The organism is Ruegeria atlantica (assembly GCF_013032005.1).
Taxonomy (GTDB): Bacteria; Pseudomonadota; Alphaproteobacteria; order Rhodobacterales; family Rhodobacteraceae; genus Ruegeria; species Ruegeria atlantica_A.
This window is the reverse complement of sequence record NZ_WQBE01000015.1, coordinates 1-16,782: the sequence shown is the minus strand read 5'-3', so window position 1 is coordinate 16,782 and position 16,782 is coordinate 1. Positions and strand designations below refer to the sequence as shown.

The window sequence follows — 16,782 nt, the reverse complement described above, 5'->3', positions numbered from 1 at the left end:
TGAAGCCCAAATTCTGCGGAAGGCCGTGACGTGCATTCTATTCGATTTAGCCGAACGAGCCAAAAGCCTTCGTTTTCCTCGGCAGCGGTTCTATGGCCGAGTTACGGATTTGAATAGTGCTTTGCCGATGCCTGCTCAAGTTCTCGTGCGCGGTCAGGCGATCCACCCAAAAGCGTATCCCGCGGCGAGAGATCCCAAAATGGCAAGCAAAAGATAGAGCAAGAATGGCTTCAGTTTGAGAACCGGGGCGATGGCCATTGCACCCCAGATACTGACCACACCACCTGAAACCAAAAAGGCCATGGCGGCACCTTTAGACATGCCGTTGTCAATTAGCCCACGCGTAAGTGGGAGCGCGGCGTAACCATCGATATAGGCTGGTGCACCCAAAAAAACCGCTGCGGGTATAGCCCACCATTGATCCTCGCCAACATAAGCCGCAAGCACCCCTGGGGTCAGTGCAGCATTCAACGCGTATTCGGCCGCAAAGGCAGGAATCAGGCAGATTAAGATAAGCCGTGCCGTTGCCCAGAATTGTTTTCTGAATGAATGCCGACGTGCTTGAGTTCTCCAAACCCATGGGTCGAAGGTTTGGTCATTGCAACGTCGCGCTGTGCTGAGTTGGCGTGCCAGACCATTGTTGCGAAGCGCGTACAATGACCAAGGTGCTTTGGCAAATAAGCTGGCAACTGCCCCTCCGAACACACCCAATCCGAACGCTGCGAGCGTTTTGCCAATTGCAAAGCTCAATCCCAGAGTGGCAGCGGTCGTTGCGAGCATCGCAGGGTCTGTGATCGGGGATGACAACCAAAACGCCATGATCGGGGCAAGCGGCACGCCAGCAGCCAACAACCCTGCCATCAATGGCAGTACGGTGACACCACAAATTGGCGTGATGGCCCCGATCAATGATGCGGCCACCACTGTTCGGAGTGTCCTGCCTTCGAACACGCCAGCAATGTGGGTGTCTGCTCCGCTGGCGATGATCCAGGCCGCCAGAAGGATGCCCGGAATAACTATCGGGGCAACGACAACGAGGCCCCAGAGGACAAACCTAGTGGCATCCGCAATGTGTTCCGGCCAGGCGAAACCGATGCTGACCAACAGCAATAGGCACGCGCCCCAGACCACATAAGTCTTACCTGATTGCCGGCGGACAATTGTCTGATCGGTCATAGGATACTCCTTTGATCTTGAAAAATAGGAGTTGAACAAACATGTGTGAAACGAATAGTTTCAATCACTGATATTGGTAATTCAAATGGTAAATCTGGATAGCGATTTGTTGCGCACCTTTGTTGCCGTCGCCGAAGCAGGCAGCGTCACGGATGGCGCCGCACGTATCCATAGGTCCCAATCCGCCACAAGCCTTCAAATCAAACGCCTCGAATCCATCCTCGGCCAACCCGTATTTAAGCGGCACGGGCGCGGGGTCGTCCTAAGCGATGCAGGTCGTCTGCTGTTGCCCGTTGCACATGAAGTGACAACACGTCTGGACGTGGCATTGCAGGACATTTCCCAAACGGCCGTGACGGGCAAACTGCGCATTGGCGTTCCAGATGATCACGGTCGAGCCAAACTGGCTCAGATTATCGCAGCATTCACCCGCCACCACCCACAGGTCGAGTTGGAGGTGACCTGCGCTTTGAGCACCGGTTTCCCTGACGCCATCGACAAGGGGTCGTTGGACCTTGCAGTTTATGAAGTTGAAAGCCCAGAGCCTCATGAAGAGCTGTTGTTTGAGGATCCAACATGTTGGGTCTCATCCGCACATCGGGAGTTTTCAGTCGATGAAACTTTGCCGGTGGCTGTATTCGATCACGCCTGTTGGTGGCGCGACGCGGCAATCGCTTCGCTAGAGCACCGCGCAAAACCATACCGCATTGTCTATTCCAGCCAGAGTGTCGCTGGTGTAATCGCGGCGGTCGAAGCAGGGATAGCGGTCGGCCTACTGGGGCGTTCCTCACTTCATGCCGGTCTATCGATTGTGGGCGAGACCCTTGGTTTCAGCAGAACGTCCACCTCGAAGTTGGTGATGGCGGCAGCCGGTTCACAGGAAACCGGGCCATTGGATGCCATGAAAACGGCTATCCGCTCTGCGTTTCTAACTAAAATATAGAAGACGTGCCTTTTGGCCAGCCGACCGATCCACAAGCTCTTCTAAGTCTCACCGTAGCAAAACCAAATTTTTTTGAAATTGATGATGCGTCAGTTTCCCAGACTTTCAAACCAGTCAAGCGCTGTGGAGCTCCATCCTGTCGGGTAACCGTGCCCTCCGTCATGCAGAATGATTTCGAGACTACCGTATTCGCAGTTCCAGCGTTTGCGCCACAGACCCTCGGTCATTTCGTGATGTGCAGCATTGGGTGGGCATTTGTTTTCTTGCCGCCACACCGACAGGCCTTGCCAGATATCTGCCTGCGTGATGGTAACGTCAAACTCCTCGCTGTGTATTGCGCGACCTTCAAGCGGAACAACTTTGTCGGCAAACCCGTGGGTATGGAGCAAGTGTACCGGCTTTAGACAATCTTCGGTTGCCGGGAGCCAGAAACCACCGGAAGCCGGCGCGTAACCAAGCGCTATTTCCGGTGCAAGACAAGCAACTTCCCAGACCATTGATCCACCTCTGGAAAATCCTGTCAGCAACACCCGGCCCACATTCACGTTTGCACGAAGGGCAGCGTCAGCCAAAACCTCACGGAGAAATCTTACGTCTGAGCGAGGGTAGGTGTTCCAACCGTCTCGAACAGACCAGTCGGTGGGTTTACCCTCCAACCATGGGAGCGCGGTTGGCGCGATAAATGCGTATCCCCGCTTGGTGAATTCTTCAACGAACGCCGAGTTCCCTACAATCTTCTCACCTGTACCGCCATAACCGTGCAGGTGCATCACAGCAGGTCCACCCTGCCAATCGTTCGGAAGAACGATATGATATTCTCCGGTTTCAATCTTGCACGAGTTTGTTTTGTCACCACAATCGAGGGCGATTGCCTGCCCTGAACTCACGAGTAAAACTAAAACGGCCAATACTTTGTTGTGCATAATGTCCCCCTCGGGGATTGATGTTAGCACACTACAACACAGAATTTCCCGAGAGAGCTTACTCGGGCAGCCCCACCAAACGAAGTCCATCCAGGATTGCGTCCCAACGTGTTGGGTCCTGAAAATGGAACCTGCGCACGCCGCTAACTCGGAAGTCCGGATCTGACGCAATTAGGGCATCCCGCGCCCTTTCGCCTTCATCAGGTAGACCAGCCTGACCGGCTGCGCTGGCAAGGTACATTTGTGCGACCGGCAGCCCCGGCGAATTTTGTAGCGCTCGGTTGGCGTTGGCGATGGCATTCTCGAAGTCGCCCATAACTAGATAAGTCTGGGCCAACGCTTGTGGGACACGGTGATATATCCGGTTCTTGGCAAGAGAAAACGAGCCCTTTTTGATGGACTTCAGCGCTAACTCTGGTTGGCCCATCAGGTTCTGAATCCAGCCCAGTACCATATGCCCCTGGGCGAACTGCGGACTGATTTCGAACCCGCGTTCAACACACCGCACCGCTGCTTCCAAATCGCCGGTAATACCGTAGTGAAAAATCCCCCGGATCAGGTGCAAGTAGTCGCTTTGGTCATTCAACGATACCGCCTTGCTCAAGCCGGCGTCGGCCGCTTCAATATCCTCCGTGTTTATCGGACGGTAACCCCATACCAATTCTCCGATCAACGTGTTCGCCTTCATCCCAACGGCCATAAAATTGCGTGGCTGGACCGTCAGGATCCTGTCCAGCAGACGGCCCGCCGCGTCCCATTCTTCGGGCTGCGATCCCATCATGTAATGCCCTGCGAGGTTCAGCATTGCCTCGGGATCGTTTGTCTCTGTCTCAGCCGCGTGCTCAGCAATTCGTTGCAGAATTCCGTATCGGATCGTTGTTGCGATTTCACCTGACAACAGATCTTCCGCCAAGAAGGGGTCGGAAAGATCACCGTTCATCCGCTGGGTCAGATAGGTTGCTGACGTGCTCGTCTCGCGTAGCTTTAGGGTGGTACGGACCTGGTTGCCGGACGCCTGAAACACTGCGGTTGCGATATGATCCGGGTCCGCATCGAGAGCGATCAGATCCAATCCGGTCAGATTGGCAAGCGCCGCCTCTACCGTGTGATTGCAGGCCTCTGCCAGCATCTTGGCATCATCATTGCTGCCAAGGGCTTCGAATGCCGCGAGGGCTATGGTCGGTTTCCTGGATGTACCACCGATGGGTGGTGTGCTGACACTGTTCTGCCCACCATCTTGGTCGGGGGGCCAAACAAAGGCGCGGATCGGGCGCGAGATGTTTTTTAATGTCAATTCACCGACATCCGCAAATAGCACGTCCATTACGCCAACGATCTGGTCACGAACGGCAGCGGAGATGCAAATCCCGCCCGTCGGGGCTGCGCCCTCCAAGCGAGCTGCGAGATTCACACCGTCACCGTAGATATCGCCGTCATCAACAACCACATCGCCTATGTGAAGGCCCATGCGGTAACTGATCTGCCGATCCTGAGGCGTGGATTCTTCCTCTGCGCGAACGGCTTCTTGTGCAGATATCGCGAAGCGAACCGCTTCCACTACACTAGAAAACTCGGCCAGAAATCCGTCGCCCGTTGACTTGATGATCTTACCACCTGCCTGCGCAACACCGGGATCAAGCACGGACACGCGCAGTTCTTTCTGACGGGCCAGCGTGGCTTCCTCGGCGGCTTCCACAAGCCGCGAGAAGCCGACAATGTCAGCCGCCAAGATCGAAGTGAGTTTGCGTTTCAACCTTCGGCTCGCGTGTTCAAGGAAATCCAACCGGTTTTGTCCGGTTCGGTCACAGCGGCACCATCCCCTCCAAACGATGTCGGAACCGTCTTCCACTTCGGCAGGCCATCAGCCATGTCGAAAACACGCTCGCCGTAGAAGATGTGAAAGGCCGGCTCGAAGCTCAATCCGGATTCGGCCAGCGACATTGCGTAGACCGCTACAATGTCCTTTCCGGGTTTGATATTCACCAATGCACCTCCGCATTTGCCGCAGGAAACACGATGGCTTTCATCATTCTTGTCCGAGTGAACCGTCGGTCCTGACAACGAGACATTGTCTACCGACCAGAGGCACCAGGCATTGACCGGCGCCGAATGCCATTTTCTGCAAGAGTGGCAATGACAATAAGCCATGACCATCGGCTCACCGGCAGTAGAAACACTACATGCGCCGCAATAACAGATTCCTCGGTAGGTTTCAGAATCATCACTCATTTTCCATCTACCCCCAATCGAACAATGGCTGTTAACGCAAGTTTTCCGCCACGCCTTCTTCTCCAATGCACTGCCAGTTATACATTCCAATTGCCGGGTCCCAAAGTGGCTTATTTACCTCTGAAACTGCGCTATCGAAGGTGCCGGAGGTGCTTCCAACTTCGCGCACCTTATCGCGTTGCGGATGCCTAAAGATGCAACGCAATCGCGAGATCGTGGAGCAAAACTTACAAAATCCTAAGACCCGGCTCGCCATTTCAGGCGCTCGCCACGCCAATGCATTCAAAAGACTGCGTTGGTCAGAAGGTCAAAGGATAACGGCATCCAAGGACTTTGGATGTTCCGTTATTGCCTCCCAACCATCTTCGGTGATTATGAAACTGTCGCCAACCTGCGCACGAAACGTATCGACTGACACTGAACCATCAACAGCGAAAACCATCCCTGGCTGCAACACTGTCGTGTCGCCGGTGACGAGCTGTGGTTTCTCCAAAAAGCTATAGCCGGTCGCGCGACCACACCGGAACGGGTATTCAAAACCCGCCCCCTGGATAACCTCGGCATAGGCGGTATGCACACTTTCGGCGGTCACACCTGGGCGCAGCTCTGCCAGTGCGGCGGCCTGACTTGCCACGGCAACCTCATAGATATTCTCTTGTTGTTTGTCCGCCACCTCACCAATCCAAAAGGTGCGGTCAAAACCCAGTTTGAAACGGTGAAAATTGGTCATGCCGCAAAAGCACAAAAACACCGGCTCGCCTCGTTTCATGATCCGGGTTGAGGCGCGATGATGGGTTTTGGTGATGGTGTCGCCCGACGCCATTATTTGCAGAAAATGAGTGTTGGGCGACATGTCCGCGTCATCGTAATGTGCCACTAAAAGCTCGGCGGCCTTTCGTGTTCCAGCCTGGGACGTGGCAATCGCAACTTCGAACTCCGGCACTCCGTCTGCAATGGCGTCGCGTCCGGCGTCCATCATAGCGCTTGCAACTTGCCCGGCATGCCGGGCCAATTGAAGTTCCTGGGCGGATTTTATCATTCGCATTTCAGCCAATATCGGTGTGGCGCTGACCAGGTTTTCCACCGGGACCAACGTTTCCAGATATGTCCGCACAACAGGCGGCATGTGATCAGGCTCGATCCCGACGCGCTTTGCCATTTTGACCGCTTTAGGCAGTTCCGATCTCCACTCTTCGCCCATACCGTCATTCCAGGCCGCGATACGATCAACATGAGCCGCCGAACGTGCCGCGTTCAGGTCTATTGTCGGCGTGATCAGCAGGCTTTCACCTGACTTGTGCACAACCAGGATGGTTGGACGCCCGAACTCCATATGCAGGTAGTCAAAATAGCCCGTCAGATAATAAACGTTGTCGTCATCGGTGATGAGAGCTACGTCGATTCCGGCTTCTTGCATATGAGTGCGAAAGCTTGTCATCCTCGCAGCAAACATCGTCAGTCTCCATCCTGAAGGTGTCAGTTGAGCTTCTCAAATTGAGTTGCGTGATCGAGACGGTAGAACACGTTTGGTCCACGGTCTATAATAGCAAAGTCAAGCACCTGTCATGACGCTTCGCCAGCATTTCATCGGAATTACTTCTCGGATCACTGTTTTTCCCGTTAAAGCCTATCATCAAGCTTCAACCATACGGTGATACGCCGCCGTAAATAAAACAGCAGCGCTATCCGCGATCTACCTCCAAAGCCATTTCCCTTAGGTGTCGCATATCCGTACCGCAGCAACCGCCAAACACCCTGATAGACGGGTTCTTCCGCAGGACATCCGCAATTTCTTGGCCGAGCTGCACGGGATCTCCTTCATCCAAGGTATCGGCCTCATCCAGTTCTGCGTGCGAACAACTTGATGCATTGGCAACAACACCTTTGAGCCTTGGATGCGCGTTGAGCGCGTCGGCAAAGTGCGTCGGGTGTGCGCAGTTGACCATGTAGAACAGAGCCGCGCCGTCTGTTTCTGCTTCGATCTGGTCTATGGCATCAACAAGCTTGGTGCCGTCAGCCAAACAGCCATCGGTTTCGACGACCAATGACAAAATGATCGGTAAATCAATATCTCTTGCAGCCAGAACACAGCCAGCAGCCTCGCTTGGGCGGTTGAACGTGTACGCGGTCACCAGATCAACACTGGTTTCTTTCAGAACAGCAAGTTGCGCACCGTGGTAACTACGCGCCTGTTCAACTGTCATGGGCGGGACATCAGCGTAAGGATCGTATCTTGGACCAACGCAGGCGGAAACCAAAACGTCATCCCGACCAGAAGCCTTGCGCACCTCCTCCATCAGTGCGACACCATCCTTGTTTACCTCACGAAGACGTTCAGCATCGTAGCCCAAAGGTGCAGCACGGTCGGCATTGGCCATCCATGTCGGTGCGTCGAGAATGCACCCAACACCCATATCACCGGCCAATTGCACGAGCGTTTGCATTTGTCCGGCCAGAACAGCCCGGGTGTCAGGCTTCTCCAGCAAGGGAAACGACGCAAAACCCGGAAGCTCGATACCGTGATTAAAAATCAGGTCCGTACCTGTACCTGCATAAACCAAAAATTTCTTGTCACCCTCGCCTGGAAGTCTCCGCGCCATTTTGCACCCCTCGAACACCGGCATTACTCCGCAGCCACAATAACAATGATCAGATCTTCTGCAAAACCGAGGCGTTTACTTGTCCGTTCGGACGCTTTCTGAATTTGCGGTATCGGCTAGGCATATTTAGGCGCGAACCGCCGGAGATTCTGAACAAGCGTGGCTGTACCGTTCTAACCTATAGCCGGTCCTCGTTACCTCGGAGCGACAGGTTCAAGCTGACACAAAGGACTGGCCGTTCTATCCTTTCTAGGTGGAGGAGAAGACATGAGTGATAAGATCGAAGGCGGCTGCAAATGTGGGCTGGTGCGATATTCTGGAATTCGCTCTGACCTTCCGATGTTTCGATGTCACTGCCGAGATTGCCAGCAGCTCACCGGCTCGGGACATTCAGAGATGGTGCCACTTGTGGCCAAATCTGTTTCGATTGGTGATGCGCTCAAAACATTTGAAATGGCAGGAGGATCAGGGTTGTCGACCTTTAGCGGGTTTTGCCCGAACTGCGGCTCACCGCTGATCCGTAGAAGTGAACGGATGAGTGACTGCATCTACGTCCATGCGGCATCAATGGACGATCCCTCCAAGTATCATCCGGCGAAATCGATCTACAGCGAAGCAGCTCAGGCTTGGGACGAAGCAGTGATAACAACTGAAGGGGCAGGCACAAAGTAACCTCGAATGTCTTTGTTTACTTCCGCCTGAACGCGCGTTGCCAAATCCGCACGAATTGCATCACGCCGTTCTTTCGGCTGACGCTTGAGGAGCGATGCCGCACGCACTGCACCACCATCAAAAACATCAAAAAGCATCTTAGGATCTGAAACGCACAATTCGCTTGCAACATCGATAAGCCGCACATTGCGGAAACCTGCATTTTCGACCATTGGTTTGGCAATTCCACTGTCTACGAGCATGTGCGCATCCGGGCCCGCAGGCAGAGAGATGGATGGGTCGGCCAGGCGTTCAACAGCATCGAACAGCCAGCCAAACGCGCCATCTGATCCTTTGCCACGCCAAATCGAGAAGGCAACTCTACCGCCCGGTTTCAGCACTCTGTTTACTTCTCTCAGACCGCGTTCGGGGTCTGGAAAATGTGGGACGCCGAACCCGATTGTGACCGCATTAAAGCTGTGATCTGGAAACTCCATTGCCATTGCATCACCCTGAACGAACCGCGCCGTTGGAACAGCTGATTGGGCAAGCTCAATCATCGGTTCAGAGAAATCCAAGCCCGTTACATCCGAGCCGCGGGCCACGAGTTCTGCTGCCACGACACCGTGTCCGGTGCACAGATCAAGCGCTTTGCAATTCGGCCCGGCAGCGACTTCGTCTGCAAGCTTTCTGGCAACCAGGCGCGTCGCCATTTCAAAGCCGTCGGCATACCCTTTAGCAATAGACGGATCCGCCCACCCTCGGCGTTCCATTTTCTCAAAGTCCGCTGTATCAGTCACTTCAGCCCCCCAAAGCTCCAAAATGTGGCAAGGATACACTCAAGCAAGGTTCGGGCCAGATATGTTTTTCAAGCCTTGTCAGGATCGATCCGGATACTCGCCATGTAATCGCGAGTGCCTGATCTTTATTAAAGCACGAGACTTGAAAGCGGTTGTGATCCGTAGTGGATGTATTCAATCTCAATAATGGGTTTGCAGTTTCTGGAGTGACCCGATGGACATAGTTCGACTTTCCGAACGCCTCATGGGCATGAAAGACGAAGTTTGGTTGCGGCATACAAACCCTTGGTCGGTCTGGACCCGCGTGCTGACACCGCTGCCCCTTTTGGCGCTGGCGATCTGGAGTCGGGCGTGGATTGGTGGTTGGGCATGGGTTGCCGTCGGCGTGGTTTTGGTCTGGGTCTGGATCAATCCGCGTGCGTTCTCCCGACCCAAGACCTTCGAAAGCTGGTCAGCCCAAGGTGTATTGGGCGAGCGTGTCTGGCTGCGATACCAAGACAAGATTGCAGCTCATCATATTAGAATGGCCAAAGCACTTGCCTATGTCAGCGGATTGGGTTTGCTGCCGTTTGCATACGGTCTTTGGGCGTACGACTTAGGAGCCACATTCCTTGGCATTGTTGTGATCTCGGGCGGCAAGATGTGGTTTGTGGATCGCATGGCGTGGATCTGGAGCGACTTTCTGCGTGATGGTGGGTCGTTGGAAGACCTGGCGGCTGGGACGTAGGCCCAGTCACTTATCTTTCTACGGCAGCCGCCAAAGTAGTGGCCCAATTTTAGGGGGCAAAGACAATCAACGATTTGCAATGAATTGGTAGTCCGCTTTTTTGAACAACCATCCTTCCGAACCAAGTGGATGTGAAGCTGTTTTTTCAGACGGTATTTGTCACAACAGAATATTCGATTTTGAATATAAAAGTGGATTCATGGCACCCCTGTATGTTCTCCTTAGCGATTAAAGAGGGGGACGGATAAATGAGACGACTATTCAATATCGGGCCAATTTGGCTAATTCTTTGCATGGTGACCCTCACAGGCGCTTTTTCTGCCAACGCCCAAGAAACGACGGATACGCAGGAAGCTGTCGAAGTAGAGCAAGACGAACTTCTTGATGAGGTTGTTGATACATCCATTTCGGGCGAAGATTTGGAGATCCTGCTTGTTCCGTTGACAGCAGATGAGCTTTCCGAGGTCGCAGGCACTTGGCAAGGTATTGTGCGCTCGCAACTCGAAGAGGTCGCCCAGATTAATCTCGGTCTTCGGACAGCAAGTGGGGAGCAAGAAAACGACCTCCGGTCACAATTGGCGTCCCTAAGTGACTCAGGATCGGCGCTTTTGAACAACTATCGGTTGGTGCTTGAGGCGTGGACACTGAAAGGGGCCAAGGCAGAAGACCTGCAACCCCATTCCGACTACATCCTTGCATTAAAGGCAGGGGCGCTCAAAACAACTGACTTTCAGACACTAATTCAAAATGCTTGGGCCTGGTTGTTCTCCTGGGAAGGGGGCGTGGGCCTTTTGATGGCTATTTTGGGTGTTTTGCTAGCCGTGTGGGCCATGATGTTTGTCGCCCGAATGGTGCGCCGCGTCACCGAACGCGGTTTAGAAAAAATTCCGACTATTTCGAGGATGCTGAAGAGATTCATCGCCACAGCAGTATTCTGGGCTGTGTTCGTACTTGGGATACTCGTCGTCTTGGCCTTATTTGGAGTGAACGTCACTCCGCTTTTTGCCGTTCTTGGTGGCTTGTCTTTCATCCTGGGCTTCGCGCTTCAGGAAACCCTAGGCAATCTTGCGAGTGGTCTGATGATCATGGTTTTGAAGCCATTTGATACCGGTGACTACATTCAAGTCGGAGGATCATCCGGCTTTGTGGATGAGATGTCTGTGGTTTCAACCAAAATTCGTACGTTCGACAACCAAATCATTATCGTCCCGAACAGTAAGATCTGGGGAGACGTGATTACCAACGTCAGCGCCTCGGAAGAACGCCGGGTCGATCTGGTTTTTGGCATCGCTTATACAGACAACGCGGCGCAAGCAATCGATGTTCTCAAAGAACTGGTTTCAAAACACGAGCTCTGTTTGAAGACACCCGAGCCCGAGGTTTTCGTCGGCGAGCTGGGAGACAACTCTGTCAATATCTTCTGTCGCCCGTGGTCCAAATCTGACGATTACTGGACCGTCTATTGGGACCTGACAGGGCAAGCAAAGGAGCGGTTTGACATAGAGGGGATTTCGATACCTTTCCCACAGCGCGATGTTCACCTGATACCCGTAGAGGGAGCAAAGTCATGAGAGCTTTTGTAGTTTGGTTCACGACTGTTTTGTTTGCCAGCAGTGTCGCGTTCGCCCAGTCAGAAGAACCGCTTGTTCCGACTGAAGAAAGAGAAGATTCTGAATTTGTTGCTCCAGTGATTGTAGATGGGGAGGAACTGTTCGTCGTTCGTGGTTCGAGTGCCCTTCCTGCAACTGAGCGGGCCGACAAGGTTGCTGAGCGCCTTTCTGAGGTTGGCGACGCTTCTCAGAGTTCGAGCATAAATGTTGAAATCATGGACTCTGAGTTCGGGAAACTCATTAGAGCCGATGGCCAGATGATTACAACGACGACCCAAGCGGATGCCGAATATGAACAGATGGACGTCGAGAGTTTGGCCGCACTACAAGCCGCGGCAATTGAAACCGCGATCCTGCAATATCGTGAAGCGCGATCCAACGAGGGCCTTGTCGACAGTGCAATTGCTGCCGTTGCATGGACAGTCATTTTTGCTCTGGTTTCATATGCGTTCTTCGCCAAACGACGAAAGCTGTTGGACTACATCAGAAGCAACTTGGAAAAGAGAGCAGAAGGTTTTGAGGAAGCCACAAAATCGATTCTAAGAAGCAAGGCTATTGCCTCCATCATCGTTTACGCATTCCACGTTTTGATGTGGGTCTTCTTCCTCTTTTTCTTCTATTACTACCTTTCCTTAGTTCTGCTTTCTTTCGCGGAAACACAGGGCATAGCCCAAATCCTGTTGAAATATGTCAGTGAACCGCTGGTCACTGTTGTTTTGGCCATTGTCGGGTACATTCCCAATCTGATCATGCTTGCGATTATAGCCGCTGTGACTCGGCTGGGAATTCGAGGCCTCGATCTTTTCTTCGAAAACATTGAGAGCGGAGCCTTTGAGCTAAAGGACTTCGAGGATCATTGGATTGCACCAACAAAAATGCTGTGCAGGGCTTTGTTCATCGTTATCGCGTTGGTGTTTGCATACCCTTACATTCCTGGTTCCGACTCTCGCGCCTTCCAAGGTTTGACTATTCTTGCCGGCATCATGGTTTCGCTGGGATCCAACACAGTTGTTTCAAATATGATGGCCGGTCTGTTTGTCATCTACAGACGCAGCACTAATGTGGGTGATCGAATTCAGGTCGGTGACAAGATAGGCGACGTAACAGAGATCAAACTGATGGAAACACTCATCAAATCGATCAAAAACGAGATGATCAGCATTCCAAATGCCCAGCTGCTCAATTCCGAAGTTGTGAACTACTCTCGCAAAGTGGATGGTCGGGGGCTATTGGTGCACACGACGGTGGGGATTGGCTACGAGGAGCCTCCCAAGAAAATCAAAGCGATGCTGATTGAGGCGGCACACCGAACGCAAGGGCTGAGAAAGAGCCCGGAGCCATTTGTGCTTTGGACCCAGTTGGCAGATTACGCGATCAACTATGAAATCAACGCGTACACTTCTCGTGGATCGAGTTTGCCAAAAATCTTGTCGGATCTTCGCGAGAACATTGTCGATGTTTTTAATGAAAACGAAACTCAAATAATGACTCCGTCTTACATCGCTGATCCGCCGGAACCCAAAATACCTTCAGCTGATTGGGATGGTGAGCTTGCTCACATATCTGACTAACAACTCGTCAGGGGCATCTGTGAAACTTCAAAAACGCAATACCGCCGTCGTCGGATTGGATTGGCTTGGATTGATTGACATTGAGCAATGATTAGAATCAAACAAGAAATCTTCAGAACTCAGCGAGGCTCCGGATGATCAAGTGGGTACTTTCCGCAACTGCAGTGCTTCTGCCTGGGTTTGTCCACGCAGCCGGGATGGAACAGTGGGGTGAGTCCGGCGACTGGGCAATTCTCGTCGATCCAGAAAAAGGCAACGGTTGTCTCGCGTGGAGAGCCTTTGAAGACGATATGACAGTAGAAATTGGCGCTGCACCAAACCAGGCTGGCGGCTTTTTTGCCGCCTACAATCCGGCCTGGGTTCAAGTCGAGGACGGTGCGACAGGCATAGTAAGATTTGATTTTGGTGATGCGCAGTTCGAAGGTGAGGCTGTAGGTGTCTACAAGAATGGCGTGCCCGGTGGCTACGCATTTTTTGACAATCCGGCATTTGTAACCGAGTTTGGAAAACGCCAAAGCGTTACAATCATTGGCGAAAGCGGAGCCGAAGTCGAACTCGACTTAAGCGGATCCGCAAAAGCCATTGAGGCCGTTCTGGCGTGTCAGGCGGAGCAGCCGGAACCACTGAAGAACTAGGTCGCGTCAGATCACTGCAATTGATTGATATCAGGCACACAGGGTTGCCTGTCGACAGGCATAGCATCGGCGCCCTCTGGAGCCTTGTTTCTGGATCCGCCCACATCCAACTTGAACTTTGGCGACGAAAGCTGGCCCGACACATCAAAAGGCCAAGCGCTTCGGGATAGGGGTTTGCCAACGCGCCGCGGCTCCGCCCTGATCGCAATGCTATCGTTCAGCCAGTCCACTTGTCCCCTGGCCACCAACTGAACCGACCCTGTTTCAATGACGGTGGAGTTTGAACTGACCCGCCCGGCCTGAATTTCAACCGGAGCTACCACGCAAGTGATATCGGTGTAACCTTGTCTGAACTCTTCTGAAAACAGCCACGGGAAGATTCCCAGCCCCGCCAACTCCAATAAGCTGGTGCTGATGTAGCCCTGGGACATCGACAAAGACGCATTGCCGCGCATGGAGTTGACGAAGGCCTTGCCCGAGGTGGTACTGCCAGAAACGTTGAACTCACCGCTCAAACGTCCATAGGCATCAATGCCAATTCCCAATTCATCAAGGATTTCACCGAATTCCCATCCTGAGGTCGATCCCGACAAGGAAAGCCAATCGGGTGAATCAATCAGGTCCATGCCCGCCCGCAGGCTGAAGTTTCCGCCGCCATAGGCCATTTGAAGAGGACCAAAATCTATGGTTCCGTCTTTTGCAGACAATTGGCTTGAAACAGAAGTTACGCCTTGCTGGCCTACAATCTCATTGAAGTCGATCTGCACCTCGACATCAGCCTCTTTCAGTACACGTTGCACATCCAGAAGATCGGCAGGTTTCCCATTCTCCTTAGGTAAAACCAAGGGCTGAACATCTGTCTCCTTCGGCAAAACCAAAGGCTGAATTTCAGCTTCAGGTTCTTTTGAGGCCTCGCCTACCAGGCTTTTCAGTTGGTCCAGTACGGCAGTCAGGTTCTTCAGGTCGTTAAGATCGAGTCTCTCGCTCGTAACGTTGCCACGGAGGATGGGTGCACCTTCGGGGAACTTTGCATCCAAAGCGGCTAGAAGATGCGAAGACCCGGCCTCGAACTCGATTGCGGCATCAAAATCTTCGCCCTGCCTAGAGGTTTCAGCATCAATGCCGAGTTCGCCAATTTCGATAGGTTGCAGGTTGAGCGCAGTCAAAAACTGGGCGCCATTGTCGACATGCAGTTCCACGTCGAAGTCGAGACCGGCTAGCCCTTTGAGCTCGTTGACAGATAGTGCAAGATCCAGCGCCCAAAGATCGGTGCCGTAGGTGGTTGCGTTAAACCTGTTGAGAGAAACTGGCCCACCCGCATTGGTTATGTTGAAATCGGCTTTGATGCCGCCGAACTGATCAACGTAACCCTCATCTAGGTTCGGCAAAATCAACTTAGCACGTCCGTTGAGCACACCATCGAAAGTTACGTCCTGAAGCTGAAGCAGGTCGAGTATTTCGCCTTCGGCTTTCAGAACCGGCTCCTCGATTGGGCCAGCTTGCAAGGTAATGCCCAACATCGCGAGGCGGCCGTCCGGCATGCGGCGAATGCTCTCGATAGAGGCTGGGCCGATCACGTCCAACCCTTGGTCAAAGGCGTTGGTTTCGAACAGTAGCTTCTCAAATTCGAAAGAGGCGAGGGATCCGACCATATGCATTTCAAAGCCTGTAAACTTAAGATCTTGAATACTCTCTGCCGCTTGGGGCGGTTGTCCCTCTGGGTGAAGTCGCGCATTGAAAAGCAGATCGACACCTTGAGCTGTATAGAGATCATCAACAGAACCTTCAGCTTCGAGTTTTTGTCCATCTTCAAGGCTTACGGTTGTTGTAAATGTTTCGATTGTTAGGACGTCCTGAGACACAAGTTCAGCTTGCAACTGGCCATTACCTTCCAGAACTCGTTCCAACCCCATGACATCGAGAAAGTCGCCGAATTCACCGGTATCCATCTCCAGGACAGCCCGGTAACCGCCACCTTCGTCTTCCGCGAATGGCTCGCCATCGTAGCGGACAGTCATTTCTCCAAAGTTCGCCCGCGTCGTAAACGGCGCGTCATGGGGATAGTCGCCCTCGATTTCGAAACCTTGACCGTTGACGGAGCCTGTCCCCGAGACCTTTGTCCTTTGTTCATCAGCTGCTTGTTCGAGGGCGAGTGACTGAAGATCAAACACAAACGAAAAACCTGAAACCTGGTCGTCAACGTTCAAACCGATGGATGTGAAACTGACGTTCTTGTCGCTGAGAAAGGTAAGAATCCCACTGCTTTCATTGCCACCATCTTCGGACGTCTCGATTTCAGCCTCAGCGTCTTGATTGTCCTCTGCCAACGACCCGTTGGTTTGAGGCGTTGGCATTGGTCGGCGTTTTCGCCAGCTTGTTGTGCCATCAGAGGCTGTAAGAAAGTTTGCCTGGAGTCCGTCCACCAAAAGATTGTCAAATTGCAGACGTCCGTTGGCCAAGGCGGCAACGTCCAGTTCCATTTCAAGGAGCTTTAATTCTGCAAGAGATGTATCTGGCAGTGTCTCGCTGGGGATTACAACGCCACCGACATAGATGTGGGTAATGCGACCAAGTGCGACGCTCACATCGTCGTTGACCAGAAGCGGCTGCCCAATTTGTTCCGAAAGAGCCTTTTCCACAAGGTTGCGTCGCATATCTGAGAACAACGGCGCAGCAAGTAGCAACCAAACAAAAGCGATTGCTGCAAAAGCGAGTAGCGCAACGAGCCCAAGTATCTTAAACAGCCAAGTCTTCATTTGCTTCCCTGTGGTCGCTTTCATAATTCAGTTTAACCGCAAATCGGAAATCTCCAATCTTTCTGGCAACTAGGGTCAGGACTCATAGCCAATAGATAACGAGTGCTGCGAGGGCGATTGCTGACAGGAAGACCTTCGGGCACCTGTCGTAGCGGGTTGCC

Annotated in this window: 14 protein-coding genes; 6 read left to right on the top strand and 8 right to left on the bottom strand. The window is 52.9% G+C overall.

Annotated features, from left to right (window positions below; translation table 11 throughout):
• Positions 1–153: 153 nt before the first annotated feature.
• On the bottom strand, positions 154–1,176 hold the full coding sequence (locus tag GOX21_RS19775) for a permease (protein ID WP_170379557.1): 1,023 nt from the start codon (positions 1,174–1,176) through the stop codon (positions 154–156).
• A gap of 85 nt (positions 1,177–1,261) precedes the next feature.
• Here GOX21_RS19775 and GOX21_RS19770 point away from each other — a divergent pair, with 85 nt between their 5' ends.
• Complete coding sequence (locus GOX21_RS19770) at positions 1,262–2,119, top strand: LysR substrate-binding domain-containing protein (RefSeq protein ID WP_170361932.1); 858 nt, start codon at positions 1,262–1,264, stop codon at positions 2,117–2,119.
• Positions 2,120–2,208: 89 nt separating this feature from the next.
• On the opposite strand, the gene GOX21_RS19765 is transcribed toward GOX21_RS19770, so the two are convergent.
• The 5 genes from GOX21_RS19765 to GOX21_RS19745 form a co-directional block, all read right to left on the bottom strand.
• Positions 2,209–3,042 carry an alpha/beta hydrolase family esterase gene (locus GOX21_RS19765; RefSeq protein ID WP_170379555.1) on the bottom strand — a complete coding sequence of 278 codons (834 nt, stop codon included), beginning with the start codon at positions 3,040–3,042 and terminating at the stop codon, positions 2,209–2,211.
• 58 nt (positions 3,043–3,100) lie between these two features.
• Positions 3,101–4,795, bottom strand: a complete 1,695-nt coding sequence (locus GOX21_RS19760; protein ID WP_170379553.1) for an adenylate/guanylate cyclase domain-containing protein — start codon at positions 4,793–4,795, stop codon at positions 3,101–3,103.
• A complete protein-coding gene (locus GOX21_RS19755; protein ID WP_170379551.1) occupies positions 4,792–5,271 on the bottom strand; it encodes a GFA family protein in 480 nt (159 codons plus the stop codon). Before GOX21_RS19755 ends, GOX21_RS19760 begins: the two co-directional genes overlap by 4 nt.
• Before the next feature lie 307 nt (positions 5,272–5,578).
• A complete protein-coding gene (locus GOX21_RS19750) occupies positions 5,579–6,724 on the bottom strand; it encodes a M24 family metallopeptidase (protein ID WP_170379550.1) in 1,146 nt (381 codons plus the stop codon).
• A 229-nt stretch (positions 6,725–6,953) separates the two neighbouring features.
• The gene (locus GOX21_RS19745; protein ID WP_170379548.1) at positions 6,954–7,895 is read right to left on the bottom strand and encodes a homocysteine S-methyltransferase family protein; all 942 of its coding nucleotides are present in this window, start codon (positions 7,893–7,895) and stop codon (positions 6,954–6,956) included.
• Positions 7,896–8,138: 243 nt separating this feature from the next.
• Here GOX21_RS19745 and GOX21_RS19740 point away from each other — a divergent pair, with 243 nt between their 5' ends.
• Positions 8,139–8,543, top strand: coding sequence for a GFA family protein (locus GOX21_RS19740; RefSeq protein WP_170352124.1), 405 nt, complete (start codon positions 8,139–8,141; stop codon positions 8,541–8,543).
• Here GOX21_RS19740 and GOX21_RS19735 read toward each other — a convergent pair.
• Entirely contained in the window at positions 8,492–9,235 is a 744-nt protein-coding gene (locus GOX21_RS19735) for a methyltransferase domain-containing protein (protein ID WP_254428636.1), read from the bottom strand. The two genes, GOX21_RS19740 and GOX21_RS19735, sit on opposite strands and share 52 nt — an antisense overlap.
• Positions 9,236–9,536: 301 nt before the next feature.
• On the opposite strand from GOX21_RS19735, the gene GOX21_RS19730 reads away from it, so the two are divergent.
• The 4 genes from GOX21_RS19730 (at position 9,537) to GOX21_RS19715 (ending at position 13,865) form a co-directional block, all read left to right on the top strand.
• Positions 9,537–10,049 carry a DUF6653 family protein gene (locus GOX21_RS19730; protein WP_170379546.1) on the top strand — a complete coding sequence of 171 codons (513 nt, stop codon included), beginning with the start codon at positions 9,537–9,539 and terminating at the stop codon, positions 10,047–10,049.
• Positions 10,050–10,297: 248 nt separating this feature from the next.
• Positions 10,298–11,620, top strand: coding sequence for a mechanosensitive ion channel family protein (locus GOX21_RS19725; RefSeq protein WP_170379544.1), 1,323 nt, complete (start codon positions 10,298–10,300; stop codon positions 11,618–11,620).
• Entirely contained in the window at positions 11,617–13,230 is a 1,614-nt protein-coding gene (locus GOX21_RS19720; RefSeq protein ID WP_170379540.1) for a mechanosensitive ion channel family protein, read from the top strand. Before GOX21_RS19725 ends, GOX21_RS19720 begins: the two co-directional genes overlap by 4 nt.
• A 134-nt stretch (positions 13,231–13,364) precedes the next feature.
• On the top strand, positions 13,365–13,865 hold the full coding sequence (locus tag GOX21_RS19715; protein ID WP_170379538.1) for a hypothetical protein: 501 nt from the start codon (positions 13,365–13,367) through the stop codon (positions 13,863–13,865).
• 11 nt (positions 13,866–13,876) lie between these two features.
• Here GOX21_RS19715 and GOX21_RS19710 read toward each other — a convergent pair whose 3' ends face one another.
• Positions 13,877–16,621, bottom strand: a complete 2,745-nt coding sequence (locus GOX21_RS19710; RefSeq protein WP_170379536.1) for an AsmA family protein — start codon at positions 16,619–16,621, stop codon at positions 13,877–13,879.
• Positions 16,622–16,782: the final 161 nt, after the last annotated feature.